Source organism: Nonomuraea gerenzanensis (assembly GCF_020215645.1).
Classification (GTDB): Bacteria; Actinomycetota; Actinomycetes; order Streptosporangiales; family Streptosporangiaceae; genus Nonomuraea; species Nonomuraea gerenzanensis.
The window spans coordinates 550,689-566,664 of sequence record NZ_CP084058.1 but is presented as its reverse complement, the minus strand read 5'-3'; the positions used below and the strand labels follow the sequence as shown (position 1 = coordinate 566,664).

Genomic DNA, 15,976 nt, shown 5'->3' with positions numbered 1-15,976 from the left:
GTCACCTCAGAAGTCTAAAAGGTTCCCGGGGGGCAGCGGCACTGTCGCTGTCCTCCCGAAGCCGCCACTTAGATCGGTCGTCAGACTCGCCGGAAGGCGGAAGCCGGCGAAGGTATTCCGGCTATCGATCCCCCTACTACGGGGACCGCCGCATGATGGACGATGGTAAAGCGGCCAGATGACTTAATCATCTTTAAAGCGGCGAGCGGCTCCCGGCAGCCGGACAAGCCACGGATGCCACAGGCTGGCGCTTAGCTGATCTAGAGCTGCGGCATGGGCGCGGGCTTCGGGGCCCTCGGGCAGGTAGCTAGCATCTTCGCCATTCGGCCCTGCGCCTGGGGCTTCCCTCATGGCACTGCGGGCCGCATAAGCGGCCTGCACGTAACGTCGTACCGCAATGCGTGGAACCCTCGCTATGAGCGCAGCAGCCTCCAGCGCCGCCAACGCGCGCCTGTACTCAGGATATGGATATTCCAGCCATCGTAGCGATTCCACGTCAGCTACGCGCTCGCGCACCAAGGCACGTGCAGCACGACGTTCTCTCGCCTGCGTGATCTGTGGAGCGATCACGCCTCCTATAACGGCAGCCACCAGACTGGTGAGCATTTGTAACCAGGTCGTCAACACCAAGCCCCCCGTAAGCTCCGCTCTTGATGCTCCCTAGCTAAACGAGTCGCCGTTTGGCCAGACCTTCACGGCCAAGGTGGCCAGGAATGCTTGACGTTCCCGAATCCCTTCAGTGCGCCAGAAGTTCGCCGCTGAATCCCATACCCTCGGAATGCCAGTTGACCTCGTTATCTGGAAAAGCGACTCTTCATAAAGATCACTTTTCTCTGGATATGGGCGATTGGAAGCCTCTACATTCTTCTTTCCGTGAAGCAAAGTCTGATTACCTAGGCGCGCGACCCATTTACTGTGCTGCTCCCCCGGTCGGTCGCCCGGTTGATCCTTGAGAATCCATTCGTAAGGAGGATGCTGAGGATAGATATGATCAACGTGCACTATTTTACTCCCGGCAACCTCCACTTCATCAACACCCTTCTCTTGCCGCATGAATCGTTCGATTTTCGTCAGCAAGTAGCGAGCCTGAGAGCTTTTTGATATGGACACGTTACTGAAGTCCGCCTGAAAGGCTTCATCGTTCGGAAGTGCATCACTGATGCGCGCCAAGGCAGACTCCACGCGCGATCCGCTAGAAAGCTCCTTTGCTGCCTCGAATATGACCTCTTCGAGAATGGTGGACTCCCGTCGGCCCACTACCGTCCACCTTACGTAGTAGGTCAGGGCGACTTGTGCTAGCTGCTGTAGATCGCCATACTGGTTATTTTGAGACGCTGCGAGGAGGAGCGGGTACAGGGCGTCTGCGCCTAAAGCCTTAACTTCTGCGAGATACGAATCCAAACCTGTGTGACCTGTTGTGCAGGCGATTAGATCCATGTAACGCTCTGAGTCGGACTGTAACTCGGCGGCAAAGCTTTGAGCAGAATATGACTGGGCCTTCTTCTCGAACCTCTTCTCTAGATTGGCTCGGATTGTGGAATATAGGCTGTGAGCTTTTACATCTCCATGTCGAGCAACCCATGAGTGGCGCAGGAAACGCTCGATTTCCTCCCGCTTATCGAAGCCTTGCAGAAGGAAATCCCAGGCTTGATTCACGCGCTCTTTCTCGTCTACATTTCGGCTCTTTGCCATAAGAAAGTTTCTCACGAGATCGACCGTCGATAGGTCTTTGCCGCGAGAGTTAATAGTCTCGAAGACCTCGTTGGCATCGCTGGATGTCGGAGTCTGTATTTCGACGAACACGAGCCCATCGATCAAGCAGTTGGAAAAGTCCTCAACCCAATCAAGCTGATTCTCAATTCCATCTATTTCGGTGAGCTTCTGGGCTACCTTGAGATCAAAATTTGAGCGCGCTTGTATAATGAGTTGGTGTGATGGATTGATGGGGTTCTCTACTCTTTCGGGGCGCCCTTGGGCTTCATCCCAATTCTGAATGTAGTCGCGGAAGAACGCTTTGTCGAATCTCGATAGGGTCAGAAAATATTCCATCGGCTGACGGCGACTTGCTTTCCTCGCGATATAGTCTCTCTGAAGGTTCGTTGCTTGAAATCTGGACTCCGCCGTTCCAATTCCCCATAGCGCGTCACGCAAGGCTGATAGTAGAATGGTGGAGGTCGTCAAGCGTTGCTGGCCATCCAGAAGCGCCCTAGTTTTGCCTTGCTCGTCCGTGATGGTGACAATCGGCCCAATAAAGTACTCTGAAGACGCCTCGCTTCCAGTTGCTCGCAACTTAGAGAACTTCTCGACATCGGTCCAGAAGGTGTCCACTTCCTTCTTTGTCCATGCGAATTGGCGTTGACTGTCATCCGGTACGGTTACGACCGGGTTATTTGCCCCAATTAGTTGCCCGAGGGTCTGGCGAGCGGCATGCTTGATGATGGCCATATTTCGTCCTTCGGAGGGGATAGCAAGCATACTCCGATGCTCTCCGCCATGGAATGGGGCACCCAGGGGGTTCTCAACTACCCCCTGGGTGCCATGCTGTTGAGCAGCGCGCCTAGAGTCGGGGCAAGCAATCCCCACTGCCAGCAGCTGGCCGCTCAACGCGTGGGAACCGGTCATTTCCGGCGCAGCGTTCTAAGTCGCGGTGCCGCGATACAACCATGTTGCCCCGGGGACGGGTCGGGGCGATGGCAGGACACGCGGGGTTCCAGAACGAGAGGCTGCCTGTTCCACACAGGTGTCTAACTGATGTTTGAGGCGGGCCGGCGACCTTCAGCCCACACCGTTACGTGTAGCGGCAGAGCTTAGCTCGCTGCGCGAGTGGCGAGCCTAGCCATTGACCATGCTCTCGCCAGACACTCCCAATATGCAGGCTCTCCAGGAGGTCTACGCATGCCGCGCCGACCTCCTCATTAAAAACCGCCAGCATTCGCACTGACTCCCGTTCTCCTGGATAGAGGAAGTGGCGGTATTGCAGTAGCTGCCCGATTGCCTCGCGAGTTGCGCTGACCGCGTTCCCACGCCTGACCATTTTTACTTCGATCAGCCACTCGATGCCGTCGCACTGAACGGTCATATCCCGCGGGTGTACCACAGTAGTCTTAGGGTCCAAGCCCAGAGAGATCAGATACTTGCCGTACTCTTCAACGATGCGTTCGTGAGTACGGCTTTTTATGAGGGTCCGTGCCTTGATTTCTGCAACGTAGTCAGAGGAGTTCTTAGGCTTGAACTCGCCTGTTCTGACAGAGGTGGAGGCGGTTTGCCTTTTAACAGTTGTGACGATAGCGTCTGGCGTCGTTTGCCGAAGCTCCTCACGTACAGCAAGAGCCTCTTGGTAGAGCCGAATGAAACGCTGTAGGTCACCCACCATTGTCGCTTCGTCCGGCAGATCGGCGATTTTATACGTGGTAGCGAGAATGTTGCCGAACTCGTAGTGGACTGGCAGGGGCGCCTTGGTGCGGAGATCGATGGCTACCTCCAGCCCGCCCGTCAGTTCAGGAGGCAGAGCCGTCCTGATGCTATCCGCTTGTTGCCTCAGCAATTGACGCCCGCGAGAGGTCTTGAACCGGTCGATAAGCTCGGTAACTCCCTGGTTCAAGCTGAGCGCGACCGTCTGCATATCCTCAGCGAAGAGATAGACGACGTACATCCCGTGCCGCGCCGTCTCTGTTTCATCCGGATCGAACACGGAAATCCATGGAACGAAGGCGGGAGCACCCTTCCCCCCACTACCAACCGGCAAGTACCCGGCAGGAAGCCACTGCAGTAGTTCCGTCCCAGCCTGCCGTAGCAAGCGCTGCGCTTCGCTGGACATGCCCATGGTCCGGTCGTAGCTGGTGCCGATGCGTTCGATGAGTGATCTGAGTTCCATGGCTAGAGCCTCCTGAGAGGGCTGGGGGGACCTGTAGGCCACAACTGTAGGACGGCGCACTGACAGATGCGGTCTTCCGTTTCTCGTCTTGGCATGCGGAATGTTCCCCACTCCAGCGGCACGCCGGCCGCCCTGACACACGGCAAAGCGAACCCCAGCGCCAATCACGTACCGGCCACATGGTTCTTGAGCTGGCGACGCCGCTGAGGACGTGACGCTAGCCTGTCGCCGCCAGCTGGCAGGGAAGGGGTACCCGTCGCACTAGTCCAGGGAGGGTATATCAGTCCCCTAGAAACTCGGTCCGACGTTGTGAACGCCATCGTGCCCTCGGACAGCAGGCTTGCCGTCGTTGCACAGAGCGTCCAGCACACGGACAGCAAATGCTTCGACTGCCAATGCACGCACTTCGTCGGCAGCCATCCAGCGGAAAGCTCGTGACTCATCGGTGACTGTCAGAGATCCACCTATGGCGCGACAACGGAAGACGAGCGCGATGATCCCGCGTTTCATGTTCTTGTACACACCAGTAAGTAGTTCCGGCTCGACTTCGAGACCCGTCTCCTCCCTAACCTCCCGCCGCAGTCCGCTGACGATGTCCTCGTCCAGCTCAAGGACGCCTCCTGGGGCTTCCCAGTGGCTGTTGTCCCGACGCTGAATGAGCAGGGCCCTGTCCTGGTCGTCTACGATGACGCCCGCGACGCTTACCGAATGACGCGAGTCTTGATCCATAGCAGCCTCTCGCGGTTTGCCTCTAGCTAGACTCCCAAGCTAGTACACGTATGTACGAGTGGAGGAGTTGACTCGCAATGGACCTCATCTTGCCGGGCCTGGATCCGGAGTCAGATCGTCCCGTGTTCAAACAGATGGCCGATCACCTTCGCGAGGCTATCGAGCATGGACGTCTCGCGCCCGGAGCAAAGGTGCCGTCTGAAGCCACACTCATGGCGCACTACGGTGTGGCCCGCATGACCGTCAGGAGCGCCCTCCAACTCCTCCAGAGTGAAGGGTTGACTGTTGCAGAGCATGGGCGGGGAGTGTTCGTGCGTTCGCGGCCGCCAGTTCGCCGACTCGCGTCTGACCGCTTCGCTCGACGCCATCGGCAGAGGGGGAAGGCAGCTTTCATCGTGGAGACGGAGGAGTCCGGGGGCAAGCCTTCGGTCGATTCCATTCGAATCACCGAGGTGGATGCTTCGGCCGACGTGGCGAAGCGACTAGGCCTGACCGTCCAGGACAAGATTCTCGTACGCTCCCGTCGTTATCTGATCAACGGCCACCCCGTAGAGACGGCAGTCTCATACCTGCCTGCTGCTATCGCTTCAGGAACGCGGATCGCCGAGCCCGATACAGGGCCGGGGGGCATCTATGCCCGACTGGAGGAGATGGGTTACCGACTGGACCACTTCGACGAAGAGATCAAGGCGCGCATGCCCCTGCGTGAAGAGGCCAAGGCCCTCAAGCTCGCGCCCGGAACGCCGGTTTTCCACCTCATTCGAACAGCCTTCACCGAGGACGGTAGGGCGGTGGAGGTCTGCGACACCGTGATGTCCAGTGACGCCTACGTTCTCGCTTACCAACTTCCTGCGCGATAACGCTTGACTCCTCTAGACGAGTCTGCGATACATGAATCAGAACTCCTCTAGTCGAGTAGTCGCCTAGGCGAGATCGATGCGACAGCCCGAAAGATCCCTAGGAAGGCGGCTCAGGCCGCGCGCCGAGGGCTGTAGCGCCTGCTGCTTGCGACAACTTCATCGGGTCACCGCCTCCCACCGAAAAGGCGGTTCGTGTGGGTCGATCCCACGCTTTGCAGTCCAACTGCCCCAGGCGCACCAATCCGAAGGGATCGCAATGAAGCCGCCCGGAACGTTCACCGTGCAAGATCACGCTTACGACAGGGCACAGTCCCGACTGGTTCGGGACTGTGCCCGCGGTTATCAGGCATTGCTGGCCTCGGTCACCGAGGGCATGCCACGCCAGCTGGCGGAAGAGGGGGCATGCCGGTTCGACCCCGACCTGCACGCCGGCCCCGATGCCTTCATCGACGAGCCCGCCGACGCCAAAGCCGCCCGCGAGCAGGTTGCTCGCGAGGTTTGTGCTGAGTGCCCAGTGTGGGCCTCGTGCCTGTTCTACGCCCTCGACGCGCGCCCCGAGGCGGGTGTGTGGGCGGGCCTGACGCCTGACGAGCTCGCGACGCTGGCCGGCGGGCAGGGCGCCTCGACGCCCACGCCGCGCGAAGCGGCCTGACGGCTCCCCGTCGCGAAGTCGGTGATGGACTCGTGAGCCGCATTCGTGCCCGTTTCTGGGACCCGACCGGCCAGCGCTACGCACTGCCTACGTGGCCGTGGCGGATGGCGCCGCCGCACCTGCTCACCCGGCGACAGCTCACCACCGCTGGGCTTCGGCCCGGCGGACAGGACGTGCAAGGCCAGGTGTTGTGGAGCTCGCGCCGCTACCGCGCCCGCGGTGGCGTTCGGGTCGCCTTCCTGTATGACGTGCGCCTGGCACTGCCGAAGCGCGTCCCGACCGTCCGGCAGCGTGCCGCGCTGGCCAAGGCGAATGCCGCCCGCCGGACCTGCCCTGAGTGCCTGCGCGATGTCGGCTACGTGCTGTCTGGCCGGCTCGGCACCTGTAACGACTGCGCCGAGCAGGCCGCCGCCTGACCGCGCCGCCGTCCACCTCGTCAGCGGTCCCCGGCCAGTGGTCGCAACACCGGTCGGGGACCTCAATCCGTCCCCGCATTCAAGGAGATCCAGACTGTGAACCCGAACCCTACCGAGCCGGCCAACCCGCCGCCCGCCACCCACGGTGGTGCGGTGACCGCGGGCCTGGCCACCCGCCGGGTCGCCATCGCCGTCGTGTCGGTGATCGCCGCGGTGGCCGCCTACGTCAGTTTCCGCCACCAGCACGGCCTGGCCATGACGGCGGGCGAGCCGGTCGCGACGGCGTGGACGCTGCCCGTCCTGATCGACGGCGTGATCATCATGGGATCGCTCGTCATGCTCGACGCCTCCCGCCGTGGCGATAAGGCGCCGTGGCTGGCCAGGCTCGCGCTGATCGCCGGCGCGGTCGCCACGCTGGCCGCGAACGTCGCGCATGGCTGGTCCGGTGGACCGGCGTCCAGCCTGATCAGCGCGGTTGCGCCGATCGTGCTGGTGGTCGCCTATGAGCTGCTGATGGGCATGCTGCGCCGCCGTATCCCGCGCCCGTCCGCCGAGCTCGCCCCCGAGGCCGCGCCTGAGCCGGTCGAGGACCACACCGAGCAGGAGGCCGCCGAGCCGGACGCGCCTGCGCCGGTCGTGGCGGCCACGGTCGAGGAGGCCGCCCGGCTGGCCTACGGGGCGAGCGTGCTGGCGCGTGAGCCGCTGTCGGAGCGCAAGCTGTCCGACCGGTTCAAGCTGACCCGTACCGCGGCCCGGACCATCATCGGCGAGGTGGTTGACGACCTGGTCGTGACCACGTTGCGGATGCAGGGCCGGCCGCCGCACCCGGACCACCTGATCGACCGGTTCGGCATCACCGAGCGGCGCGCGGTCGAGCTGATCAACGCCCGGCTGGCCGACTGGCCCGCCGAGTCCATCGAGGACAGCGACCCGGCCGGCGTCGAGCCGGTCGCCGAGCCGCTCGACGCCGGCGTGCGGCACATCGTGACCAGGCTGCGCCACGAGGCGTTGCTGAGCGATGAGGCGTTCACCGACCGGCCCGCCCTGACGGCGGGCACCAGCGCGGGAGGTGCCGCGTGATGGCCAAGCGCCGTTTCTCGCCTCCCGCCGAGGTGTGGACGATCCTGCCCACCCTGGCCCTGCTCGGCTTCGCCGGCTGGGTCGCGCTGATGGCCTCGACGGGCAACCCGCTCGGCGTCGTCATCTTCATCACCGGCTTCCTCGCCGCGACGTGGCGCGCGTGCCAGCGCTGGCACGAGCTTGGCGCCGAGATCGACGAAGCGCGGCACCGGTTGAACCGCCCGCGTCGAGGGGGTGGCGCGTGATGGCCCGCAGGAAGTACACCGCCCGCCACAGGATCGGCCCCGACTTCGGCAGCATGCTCGCCATGGCCGCGGTCGTCGGGCTGGTCTGGCTGCTGCTGGGCTGGTCGCCGGTCGCGTTCGGGCTGACGCTCGCCTGTGTCGTGATCGTCCTGACCGCCGTCGAGGCCGCCGTGTTCCCGCGGCACCGCACGACCCGCCGCACCTCCCGCCGGCAGGCGCGCCGCGACGGCCGTATGCGAGGGGGTCGCCGGTGAACCGCCTCTACATCGACCGGCGGGGGCTTCACGCGCGGCAGGCCCGCTACGTGCTGATGCTGGCGGTCTCCTGCACCGTGGCCGCGCTGACCATGCTCGGCCACGTGGTCGTGCTCGCGGCCAGCGCGTTGGACGCCTACGCCGCATCCCTGGTGGGCGTGCCCCGGCTCGCCTACCTCACCGGCCGCATCGTCGAGATCGTGCGCGAGTGCGCGCGCAAGGAGAACCTGTGAGCAACAACGGCATTTTCATCAACGAGGAGCGCGGATCTGCCGGCTACGCGAACGGGAGCGGCGCCGCAGCGCGTCACGCGGCCCCGTCATCCGGCGGCAAGGGCCGCGTCCCCGAACTGGCCACGATCCCGTGGTCGGGACCGCGGTCCATCACCGACTACGCCCGCGTCGGGCGCGGCCTGTGCCGCGAGCTCGGCGAGGAGTTCGCAATGGGATCCGATGAGCTGTACGCGGTGCTGATCCGCTCGTTCAAGGGTCACCCGCTGCTGGCCATGGTCGGCGCCCCGGACGTGCGCCGGCGCGCCAAGCGGGTCGTCAAGCGGCTCAAGCGGGCCGCCGAACTGCAGCGCGGGGCGGGGGTGGAGCTGGTGAAGTTCCACGCCCAGTTCCGTAAGGAATTCGTGGACATCCTGCCCAAGGCCAAGCCTGAGCAGCGTCCCTCGACCTTCCGATGGGATGACGACTGATGCCCGGACGCACCACCACCAGCGGTCGCGAGCTCGCCACCGCCACCATCGAAGAATCCAGCATGTCCAAGGTGGCCGCCAAGGGCGTGTCCAAGCTGCTCACCCTGGTCACCCCGTGGGTGGTCGGCGTGTTCGGCTTCGGCCTGGCCGCCGCCCTGCACTTCATCCTCTACAGCCCCGAGGCGATCGGCGCCTGGTCCAGCGTGGTCACCGTGTGCGTGATCGTGCTGACCGGCGTCACCTACGGCACCTCGCACGCCCGCGGCCCGTGGGGCAAGACCCACACCACCGCGAGCACGTTCCTGGCCGGCGCCTGGACGGTGGCGGTGGTCAACCTCGGCCCCTGGCACCCGGTGCTGTGGCGGCTCGGCGTGCTCGGCGGCATCACCATGGCGCTGTCGTGGAACATCCGCTCGGTCATCCGCATGAAGGGCTGGGATGATCCTGGCACCGTCACCGACCCGCTGTCGTTCCTGTTCGGCCAAGGCGCCCAGCGCGCCGGCATGAAGGAGATCGAGGCCCGCACCGTCAAGGCCACCGCGCACAAGGTGGAGGGTGAGGTGCAGCTCGACCACGGCCGGCACATCGCCGACGACCTGCAGAAAAAGGTCGCCTACATCGAGTCGGGGATCCCGCTGCCGCCCGGCTCCATCACCACCACGATCGACCCGGACGACGCGTCCAAGGCCAAGCTCACCATCTCCGACCCGCGGGTGATGAAGCACCCGATCATCTGGCCTGGCCCGTCCCGTCCCGGACTGTCGATCGCCGACCCGATCCGGCTGGGACTGTGGCAGGACCTCGATGAGATCGAATACGTGATCGTCGGCCACCATCTGCAGGTGATGGGGCAGACCGGCTCGGGTAAGAGCATCGGCGGCGCCTGGAACTTCCTGGCCGAAGTCGTCACCCGCTACGACGTGGCCGTGTTCGCCGGCGACATCACCAAGGGCGACCAGACGCTCGGCCCGATGCGCGAGGCCCTGCACCGCTTCGAGACCAGCAAGGCCGGCGTCAAGGCGATGCTGGCCGACCTGCAAGCCCAGATCAAGCCACGCACCAACTACCTGGCCGGCAAGGGCCTGCAGAAGTGGGTCAAGGGCTGCGGCCTGACGTACTGGATCGTGTGGTTGGAGGAGTTCCCGGACATCTTCGACGCGCTCACCGACGCCGAGCAGGACAAGTTCCTGTCCATGCTCAAGGCGATCAGGTCCGCCGGCGGCACCATCGTCATGAGCCTGCAGCGCTCGGACTACTCCCAGATGCCCACCATCGCCCGCGGCCAGTTGGCCAAGATGTGCTTCGGCGTGGACTCCCCCGCCGACGCCTCCTTCGGCCTGTCGGAACGCCAGCAGGACGCCGGCGCCCGCCCCGAGCTGTGGACCAACGCCCAACCCGGCATGGCCTACCTGGATGCCCCGTCCATCCCGGACGCGCGGATCGCGATGCCGCTGCGCACCTTCGCCTGGGGCATCAACGCCGCCGGCACCTTCGACGACGAAGCCGCCAACACCGCGATGCGCGAGCACGCGGCCCGCTGGCCCGCCGCCGGCAAGAAGGTGGACCCGACCACGGCCCGCCTGTCCGTCCTGGCAGGCGGCGCTCACCCGCGCGCCACCTGGCCCGTCGAGCTGGAAGAACCCCACCAGGCCGACCCCGACGCCGAGCAGGCCGACGACGACGATGAGGAGGAGGACGTGCGCAACGTGGCCGCCGAGTACCTGGCCACCGACGACCCCGACCCCGACATCATCGGCGACCTCGACGACGCGATCCCCGACCTGCCGGACGGGCAGCCGCCGCTGACGTTCGCCCCACCCGAGCAGAACATGACCCCTCAGCAACGCGGCCAGGCCCTGCTGGAACGGCTGCAAGAGCTATGGGACGACGGCGCCCGCGACTTCTCCTCCGGCGACCTCAAGCCGCTGTGGGAGAGCACGGACATCTCCCGCTCGTGGTGTCAGAAGCAGCTCAAACGCCTCGTGGAAGCCGGCGTGCTCGGCGGCTACGACGACGAAGCCCAGCGCTACCTGATGCCCGACCGACCCGAGATCGAGCAGGAGGCGGCCTGACATGGACCCGCTGAGACTCACCCCCGGCCAGTGGCGCGCCCTGCTGTTCCTCGGCGCGCACAGCGCCAGCGCCGCGCGCGCCGGCTACCGGGTCGGGCAGCTCTGCAAGCTCGCTCCCGCCGAGCCGGCCGATCTGCCCGACCTGGCCGCGGCCGGCTACGTCGAGGGCATGCACCCGGACCCGGCGCGCCGCGGACCGTACGGCAACTCGCCCACCCCGGACGCGGTCACGCTGCAGATGGTCAAGGACGGCAAGCTGCGCCTCTACCTCACCGCGTCGGGCAAGACGGCGGCCGACCTGCTGTACGGCGCCAACCAGGTGGTGACCCATCTGCACCTGTCCGGCTCGCTGCCGGTGCCGCTGCTGCAGCACGACGCCGGCGCGCCGCTCGACCTGCTGACCCGGCTCCACCAGCGCGGCCTCATCCAGGTCACGCCTGGGGAGCACTTGGGGTGGACCGAGGGGTTCAAGGCGCACGTCTACCGGCTGCGTGCGGCCGGCGACAAGGAAGAACACCCGTGCCAGCGGTGCGGCACGCTGCCCGCGCGCCGCTTGCGCATCTGGGAGAACATCGCCAAGCCCGCCGAGCGGTACTGCCACGGCTGCATCCCGGACAAGGCCACCGTCTACGGAGCGCCCGCCGAGCTGGTCAGCCTCACCCGTGCCGGGCGCGCCTACATCTGGTCGTTCAAGTAGGCCACGCGCCCTCGCGCGTACGGCTGCGCGTGGGAGCGAGCGACACCCCTTGTCGATCTTGCTGCCACGGGTGCCACGCGAGGGTGCCACACCCCTGCCACGGCCGGTGCCAGCAGGTGCCACAGGGGGTGCCACGGCAGGTGCCACGCACCGTGGCACCCCTCCTGACCTGTACCCCTCCCCCCGACCCCCCGCCCGTGGCAGGGGGCGGGGGTGCCACACCCCTGCTCGCAACCCCTTCACAACGCTTTCGACGATCTCAGAAGGAAGACCCGCCATGTCCGGCGAGACCACGATCACCATCATCGGCAACCTGACCGGCGACCCCGAACTGCGCTACACGCAGTCCGGCGTGGGGGTGGCCGGCTTCACCATCGCTTCCAGCGCCCGCACCTACAACAAGAGCATCGAGAAGTGGGAAGACGGCGAGGTGCTGTTCATGCGCTGCTCGGCGTGGCGCGACCTCGCAGACCACGTCGCCGAATCCCTCACCCGCGGCACCCGCGTCATCGCCACCGGCCGGCTGCGCCAGCGCACCTACGAGACCAGCGACGGCGACCACCGCACCGTCATGGAGATGACCGTGGACGAGATCGGCCCGTCCCTGCGCTTCGCCACCGCCAAACCGCACAAGGCCGCCCGCACCGGCAGCAACGGCCACGACGGCAGCGCCCCCGCCGACGACCCATGGGCCAGCGCCACACCGACAAGCGACCAACCGTCGTTCCGCACCGGCCTGGGCGATGAGCCGCCGTTCTAGAGGAACCGTCACCGCCCCGGCCGATCGCGACCTGACCGGAACGCAGCCTCGACGACAAGCCGCCAAGCACAACCGTCGAGGCTGCCCGCCCAATCCCCTCACGAAGAGAAAGGGCACCCGATCGTGAACACTTCCACTCACCCGCCCGAAGCCGCTGCCCTGCGTGTGCTCAGTCTCGGTGCTGGCGTGCAGTCCACCACCTTGCTGTTGCTATCCGCCCGCGGGCAGCTGCCAACCATCGACGTCGCCATCTTCGCCGATACCGGCTGGGAACCCCGCGCCGTCTACGCCCACCTGGACCGGCTAGAGCGCGAGGTTGCTCAGCCGGCCGGTATCCCGATCCTGCGGGTACGGGCCGACAGCAACGCCCAGCGGATCACCGGAGACCTGCGCGCCGACTCCCTCGCCCCCGGGGCGTTCGTCCGTATCCCCGTCTTCGTGCGCAATCGCGACGGGTCCGGCGCCGCGATGGTCCGCCGCCAGTGCACCGAGGAATACAAGGTCGCCCCGATCAAGGCCGCCATCCGGGCCATGCTGGGCCACCCGCACCCGCGCCCGGTGCCCGCCGCCGTGTTCGCGGAGCAGTGGGTCGGCATCAGTCGCGATGAGTTCCACCGGGCCAAGGACGCCCACGTGCGCTACCTGCACAACGCCTTTCCGCTACTCGACCTCGGCGGCGCGGCCGATGGCCGGCCCGGCTGGACGCGCACCGACTGCCTGCGCTATCTGCGCACCCAAGGCTGGGCAGACACGCCCAAGAGCGCCTGCATCGGATGCCCCTTCCACGGCAACCGGCAGTGGCGCGACCTGCGTGACAACCACCCCGACGAATGGGCCGACGCGGTCGCCTTCGACCGCAGCCTGCGTGAGGCCACCCTGCGTGGCATCAAAGAACAGCCGTACCTGCACCGCAGCCTGCTGCCCCTCGATCAGGCGCCGATCGACAAGGTCACCCGCGGCGAATGGAAGCAACGCCAAACCGACCTCTTCGACGCCCTGGCAGACCACGCCCTCGACACCGCCGGCCACATCGACGACGCCGAGGAAGGCGCGATCGACGGCTGTTCACCATGGAGCTGCCGTGGTGACCAGACCACCCACGAAGCCGCCTAATAGGCCACCGTCGCCGACATGCTTCGGCACGAGGCCGCCTGCCATCCGCCCTTCTAGCCCTCGACCCCTGGTGACCAGGACAAGAGCGGAATGCGGCCTCGACGACAAGCCGCCAAGCACAACCGTCGAGGCCGCCCGCCCGCTCCCCCTCATGAAAAGAGGAAAGGCATCCACCAGCATGACAGCCACCGTCCAAAGCAGCTACCGCATCCACCAGGGACGTGTGTCCCTGGACTGGCACAAGGGCCGCGATCACTGGGGTTCAGGACGCCGCCGCCGCTGCCGCTTCTGCCACCGCCTGTGCTTCCTTCTCGACGACGATCAGCGCCCTGTACACAAGGTCTGCCTGGAACGCGCATTGACCACCGCCGCCACGCTCGCCACGGCGGAGAGGCGGGCAGCATGAGCGCGCCCAACCGCCCGGACATGACCACTGTCGCGCTGCGAACCGCCGCCTACGGGTGGCCAGTCTTCCCCCTCGCAGTCGGGGACAAGGCGCCCCCGCGCGGCTTCACCAACTGGGAAAATCGCGCCACATGCGACCCTGACCGCATCCGCGCCTGGTGGCAGCGCGCCCCCTACAACGTGGGCATCGCTACCGGCCCGGCCGGACTAGTCGTGATCGACCTCGATCTGCCCAAGCCCGACCAGCGCCCGCCTTGTGAATGGGATCTGCCCGGCGTAGGTGACGGCGCGGACGTGTTCGCGCTGCTCTGCCAGCGCGCCGACGTCTCGGTGCAGTGGGAGACGTTGCAAGTTCGTACCCGACGGGGTGGCTTGCACCTGTACTACACCGCCCCATCCGGCGCCCGGCTACCGAGCACCACCGGCAGCCTGGGGTGGCTGATCGACACCCGCGCTTGGGGCGGCTACGTCGTCGCCCCGGGCAGCACGGTCACCCTTCCGGACGGCACTGGCCATTACCGCGTTCAGCACAGCGCGATACCCGCCCTGCTGCCCCCCTCCCTGTTCAAGCTGCTCCAACCCGCCCCCCTACTGGCTAAGAGGCCCGCGAACGTCCCCATCCCCGATGATCGCCATTCCGCCTACCTGCGCGCGGCCCTGGACCGCGAGCTCGCTCACCTGGCCGCCGCCCAACCCGGCCAGCGCAACCGCGCCCTGTTCGGTGTCGCCGCCGCCCTCGGTGAGCTCATCGCCGGCGGCGCACTCCCCGAGCAACCCATCAAAGAGCTGCTTGAACAGGGAGGGGGCGACCTCGGACTGCCCCGCAGCGAAGTCGTCCGAACCGTCGAGTCCGGGCTGCGGCACGGCGCCCGCCGTCCCCGCCGTCTGACCGCCGCCTGACCCGAACCTTGGGAGGCACCACCATGACTCAACCCCCGACCGGCGCGGCCCTACTTGACCGGCTACGCGCCGCCCTGACCCGCTACGTCATCCTGCCCAGCAGCGAGGCCGCCGACGCCGTCACGCTGTGGATCGCCGCATCGCACGCGCAACCGGCATGGGCGCACGCGCCCCGCCTGGTTATCCGCGGCCCTGAGAAGCGGTGCGGCAAGTCACGCCTGCTCGACATCGTCGAGGCCACCTGCCACGCACCGTTCATCACGGTCAACTCCAGTTCGGCGGCGGTCTACCGGTCTATCACCGACGACCCGCCCACCATGCTCGTGGACGAAGCCGACACCATCTTCGGACCCAAGGCAGATGGCAACGAAGACCTACGCGGCCTGCTCAACGCCGGCCACCAGCGCAACCGGCCGGCCAAACGCTACGACGCGGCCACCAACCGCGTGGAAAGCATTCCGACCTTCGCCATGGCCGCACTCGCCGGCATCGGCGCCATGCCCGACACCATCGAAGATCGGGCCGTTGTGATCCGCATGCGCCGGCGCGCCCCCGGTGAAACCGCCGCACCCTACCGGCACCGACGCGACCGCACCCCGCTCCGCGACCTGGCCTCCGCCCTCAACCAGTGGCTACGGGCCGATCTGAGCAGCTTGGAGGAGGCAGAACCCGCCATGCCCGTGGAAGACCGCGCCGCCGACACCTGGGAACCCCTTGTGATCGTCGCCGACCACGCCGGCGGCGCCTGGCCCGAGCTTGCCCGCGCCGCCGCCGTCGAGCTCACCGCCGAAGCTGACGACAACGGGCAACCTTCACCCCGCGTGCGACTGCTGGCCGACTGCCGCACCGCGTTCGGCACCGATACCGCGCTGCCCACCGCCGTTCTCCTGGAGCGGCTCAAGGCCGACCCGGAAGGCGAATGGAACGAGCACGGCCCCGCCGGGCTGACCGCAATGAAGCTCGGCACGATGCTCCGCGAGTACGGCATCCGACCGGCCATGATCCGCTTCCCCAACGGCCCGCTCAGGGGATACCACCGCGGCGACTTCACCGACGCGTGGGCGCGCTACTGCCCGGCCGTGGAACCCGTTCCCGAGGCCGCGATCCTCCCTCTGGAGAGGGGAAGCCGCAACAGCCGTAATAGCCGTAATAGCCGTAACACCGCAGATCAGACCGGTACGGCTTCCGATCCTGTTACGGCTTAAGCCGTAACACCTCA

General features: G+C 66.1%; 18 protein-coding genes. 15 read left to right on the top strand and 3 right to left on the bottom strand.

Going from position 1 to position 15,976, the window contains the following annotated elements:
- Window positions 1-660: 660 nt before the first annotated feature.
- From LCN96_RS02870 to LCN96_RS02860, 3 genes are all read right to left on the bottom strand, one after another.
- Window positions 661-2,445, bottom strand: coding sequence for a DUF262 domain-containing protein (locus LCN96_RS02870; protein ID WP_225271033.1), 1,785 nt, complete (start codon window positions 2,443-2,445; stop codon window positions 661-663).
- A gap of 343 nt (window positions 2,446-2,788) precedes the next feature.
- Window positions 2,789-3,874 carry an MrcB family domain-containing protein gene (locus LCN96_RS02865; RefSeq protein ID WP_225271032.1) on the bottom strand — a complete coding sequence of 362 codons (1,086 nt, stop codon included), beginning with the start codon at window positions 3,872-3,874 and terminating at the stop codon, window positions 2,789-2,791.
- 288 nt (window positions 3,875-4,162) lie between these two features.
- Complete coding sequence (locus tag LCN96_RS02860) at window positions 4,163-4,603, bottom strand: NUDIX hydrolase (protein WP_225271031.1); 441 nt, start codon at window positions 4,601-4,603, stop codon at window positions 4,163-4,165.
- Window positions 4,604-4,680: 77 nt separating this feature from the next.
- Between LCN96_RS02860 and LCN96_RS02855 the strand changes: the two genes are divergently transcribed.
- The 15 genes from LCN96_RS02855 to LCN96_RS02785 all read left to right on the top strand — a co-directional run bounded on the left by LCN96_RS02855 (window position 4,681) and on the right by LCN96_RS02785 (window position 15,962).
- Window positions 4,681-5,463 carry a GntR family transcriptional regulator gene (locus LCN96_RS02855; protein WP_225271030.1) on the top strand — a complete coding sequence of 261 codons (783 nt, stop codon included), beginning with the start codon at window positions 4,681-4,683 and terminating at the stop codon, window positions 5,461-5,463.
- A gap of 256 nt (window positions 5,464-5,719) precedes the next feature.
- Window positions 5,720-6,115 carry a WhiB family transcriptional regulator gene (locus tag LCN96_RS02850; protein ID WP_225271029.1) on the top strand — a complete coding sequence of 132 codons (396 nt, stop codon included), beginning with the start codon at window positions 5,720-5,722 and terminating at the stop codon, window positions 6,113-6,115.
- Window positions 6,116-6,147: 32 nt separating this feature from the next.
- Window positions 6,148-6,531 carry an RRQRL motif-containing zinc-binding protein gene (locus tag LCN96_RS02845; protein WP_225271028.1) on the top strand — a complete coding sequence of 128 codons (384 nt, stop codon included), beginning with the start codon at window positions 6,148-6,150 and terminating at the stop codon, window positions 6,529-6,531.
- A 96-nt stretch (window positions 6,532-6,627) separates the two neighbouring features.
- On the top strand, window positions 6,628-7,611 hold the full coding sequence (locus tag LCN96_RS02840; RefSeq protein WP_225271027.1) for a DUF2637 domain-containing protein: 984 nt from the start codon (window positions 6,628-6,630) through the stop codon (window positions 7,609-7,611).
- Entirely contained in the window at window positions 7,611-7,856 is a 246-nt protein-coding gene (locus LCN96_RS02835) for a hypothetical protein (RefSeq protein WP_225271026.1), read from the top strand. Before LCN96_RS02840 ends, LCN96_RS02835 begins: the two co-directional genes overlap by 1 nt.
- Window positions 7,856-8,110: a hypothetical protein gene (locus tag LCN96_RS02830; RefSeq protein ID WP_225271025.1), complete on the top strand. Its 255-nt coding sequence runs from the start codon at window positions 7,856-7,858 to the stop codon at window positions 8,108-8,110. The genes LCN96_RS02835 and LCN96_RS02830 overlap by 1 nt, the downstream gene beginning before the upstream one ends.
- A complete protein-coding gene (locus tag LCN96_RS02825) occupies window positions 8,107-8,343 on the top strand; it encodes a hypothetical protein (protein WP_080043560.1) in 237 nt (78 codons plus the stop codon). The genes LCN96_RS02830 and LCN96_RS02825 overlap by 4 nt, the downstream gene beginning before the upstream one ends.
- Entirely contained in the window at window positions 8,340-8,810 is a 471-nt protein-coding gene (locus LCN96_RS02820; RefSeq protein WP_225271024.1) for a hypothetical protein, read from the top strand. Before LCN96_RS02825 ends, LCN96_RS02820 begins: the two co-directional genes overlap by 4 nt.
- Window positions 8,810-10,882 carry a hypothetical protein gene (locus LCN96_RS02815; RefSeq protein WP_225271023.1) on the top strand — a complete coding sequence of 691 codons (2,073 nt, stop codon included), beginning with the start codon at window positions 8,810-8,812 and terminating at the stop codon, window positions 10,880-10,882. The genes LCN96_RS02820 and LCN96_RS02815 overlap by 1 nt, the downstream gene beginning before the upstream one ends.
- Before the next feature lies 1 nt (window position 10,883).
- Window positions 10,884-11,579 carry a hypothetical protein gene (locus tag LCN96_RS02810; protein ID WP_225271022.1) on the top strand — a complete coding sequence of 232 codons (696 nt, stop codon included), beginning with the start codon at window positions 10,884-10,886 and terminating at the stop codon, window positions 11,577-11,579.
- 277 nt (window positions 11,580-11,856) lie between these two features.
- Window positions 11,857-12,339, top strand: a complete 483-nt coding sequence (locus LCN96_RS02805) for a single-stranded DNA-binding protein (RefSeq protein ID WP_225271021.1) — start codon at window positions 11,857-11,859, stop codon at window positions 12,337-12,339.
- Between the two features lie 186 nt (window positions 12,340-12,525).
- Window positions 12,526-13,452 carry an adenine nucleotide alpha hydrolase family protein gene (locus LCN96_RS02800; RefSeq protein ID WP_225271020.1) on the top strand — a complete coding sequence of 309 codons (927 nt, stop codon included), beginning with the start codon at window positions 12,526-12,528 and terminating at the stop codon, window positions 13,450-13,452.
- Between the two features lie 178 nt (window positions 13,453-13,630).
- Window positions 13,631-13,858: a hypothetical protein gene (locus LCN96_RS02795; protein WP_225271019.1), complete on the top strand. Its 228-nt coding sequence runs from the start codon at window positions 13,631-13,633 to the stop codon at window positions 13,856-13,858.
- Window positions 13,855-14,757 carry a bifunctional DNA primase/polymerase gene (locus tag LCN96_RS02790; RefSeq protein ID WP_225271018.1) on the top strand — a complete coding sequence of 301 codons (903 nt, stop codon included), beginning with the start codon at window positions 13,855-13,857 and terminating at the stop codon, window positions 14,755-14,757. The genes LCN96_RS02795 and LCN96_RS02790 overlap by 4 nt, the downstream gene beginning before the upstream one ends.
- Before the next feature lie 23 nt (window positions 14,758-14,780).
- The gene (locus LCN96_RS02785) at window positions 14,781-15,962 is read left to right on the top strand and encodes a DUF3631 domain-containing protein (RefSeq protein ID WP_225271017.1); all 1,182 of its coding nucleotides are present in this window, start codon (window positions 14,781-14,783) and stop codon (window positions 15,960-15,962) included.
- Window positions 15,963-15,976 lie beyond the last annotated feature (14 nt).

Bases quoted from the DNA above. Each gene is read 5' to 3' on its own strand.
- LCN96_RS02830 (WP_225271025.1), top strand. From the start codon at position 7,856: ATGGCCCGCAGGAAGTACACCGCCCGCCACAGGATCGGCCCCGACTTC.
- LCN96_RS02865 (WP_225271032.1), bottom strand. From the start codon at position 3,874: ATGGAACTCAGATCACTCATCGAACGCATCGGCACCAGCTACGACCGG.
- LCN96_RS02850 (WP_225271029.1), top strand. From the start codon at position 5,720: ATGAAGCCGCCCGGAACGTTCACCGTGCAAGATCACGCTTACGACAGG.
- LCN96_RS02805 (WP_225271021.1), top strand. From the start codon at position 11,857: ATGTCCGGCGAGACCACGATCACCATCATCGGCAACCTGACCGGCGAC.
- LCN96_RS02870 (WP_225271033.1), bottom strand. From the start codon at position 2,445: ATGGCCATCATCAAGCATGCCGCTCGCCAGACCCTCGGGCAACTAATT.
- LCN96_RS02795 (WP_225271019.1), top strand. From the start codon at position 13,631: ATGACAGCCACCGTCCAAAGCAGCTACCGCATCCACCAGGGACGTGTG.
- LCN96_RS02810 (WP_225271022.1), top strand. From the start codon at position 10,884: ATGGACCCGCTGAGACTCACCCCCGGCCAGTGGCGCGCCCTGCTGTTC.
- LCN96_RS02790 (WP_225271018.1), top strand. From the start codon at position 13,855: ATGAGCGCGCCCAACCGCCCGGACATGACCACTGTCGCGCTGCGAACC.
- LCN96_RS02855 (WP_225271030.1), top strand. From the start codon at position 4,681: ATGGACCTCATCTTGCCGGGCCTGGATCCGGAGTCAGATCGTCCCGTG.
- LCN96_RS02815 (WP_225271023.1), top strand. From the start codon at position 8,810: ATGCCCGGACGCACCACCACCAGCGGTCGCGAGCTCGCCACCGCCACC.
- LCN96_RS02835 (WP_225271026.1), top strand. From the start codon at position 7,611: ATGGCCAAGCGCCGTTTCTCGCCTCCCGCCGAGGTGTGGACGATCCTG.
- LCN96_RS02860 (WP_225271031.1), bottom strand. From the start codon at position 4,603: ATGGATCAAGACTCGCGTCATTCGGTAAGCGTCGCGGGCGTCATCGTA.
- LCN96_RS02785 (WP_225271017.1), top strand. From the start codon at position 14,781: ATGACTCAACCCCCGACCGGCGCGGCCCTACTTGACCGGCTACGCGCC.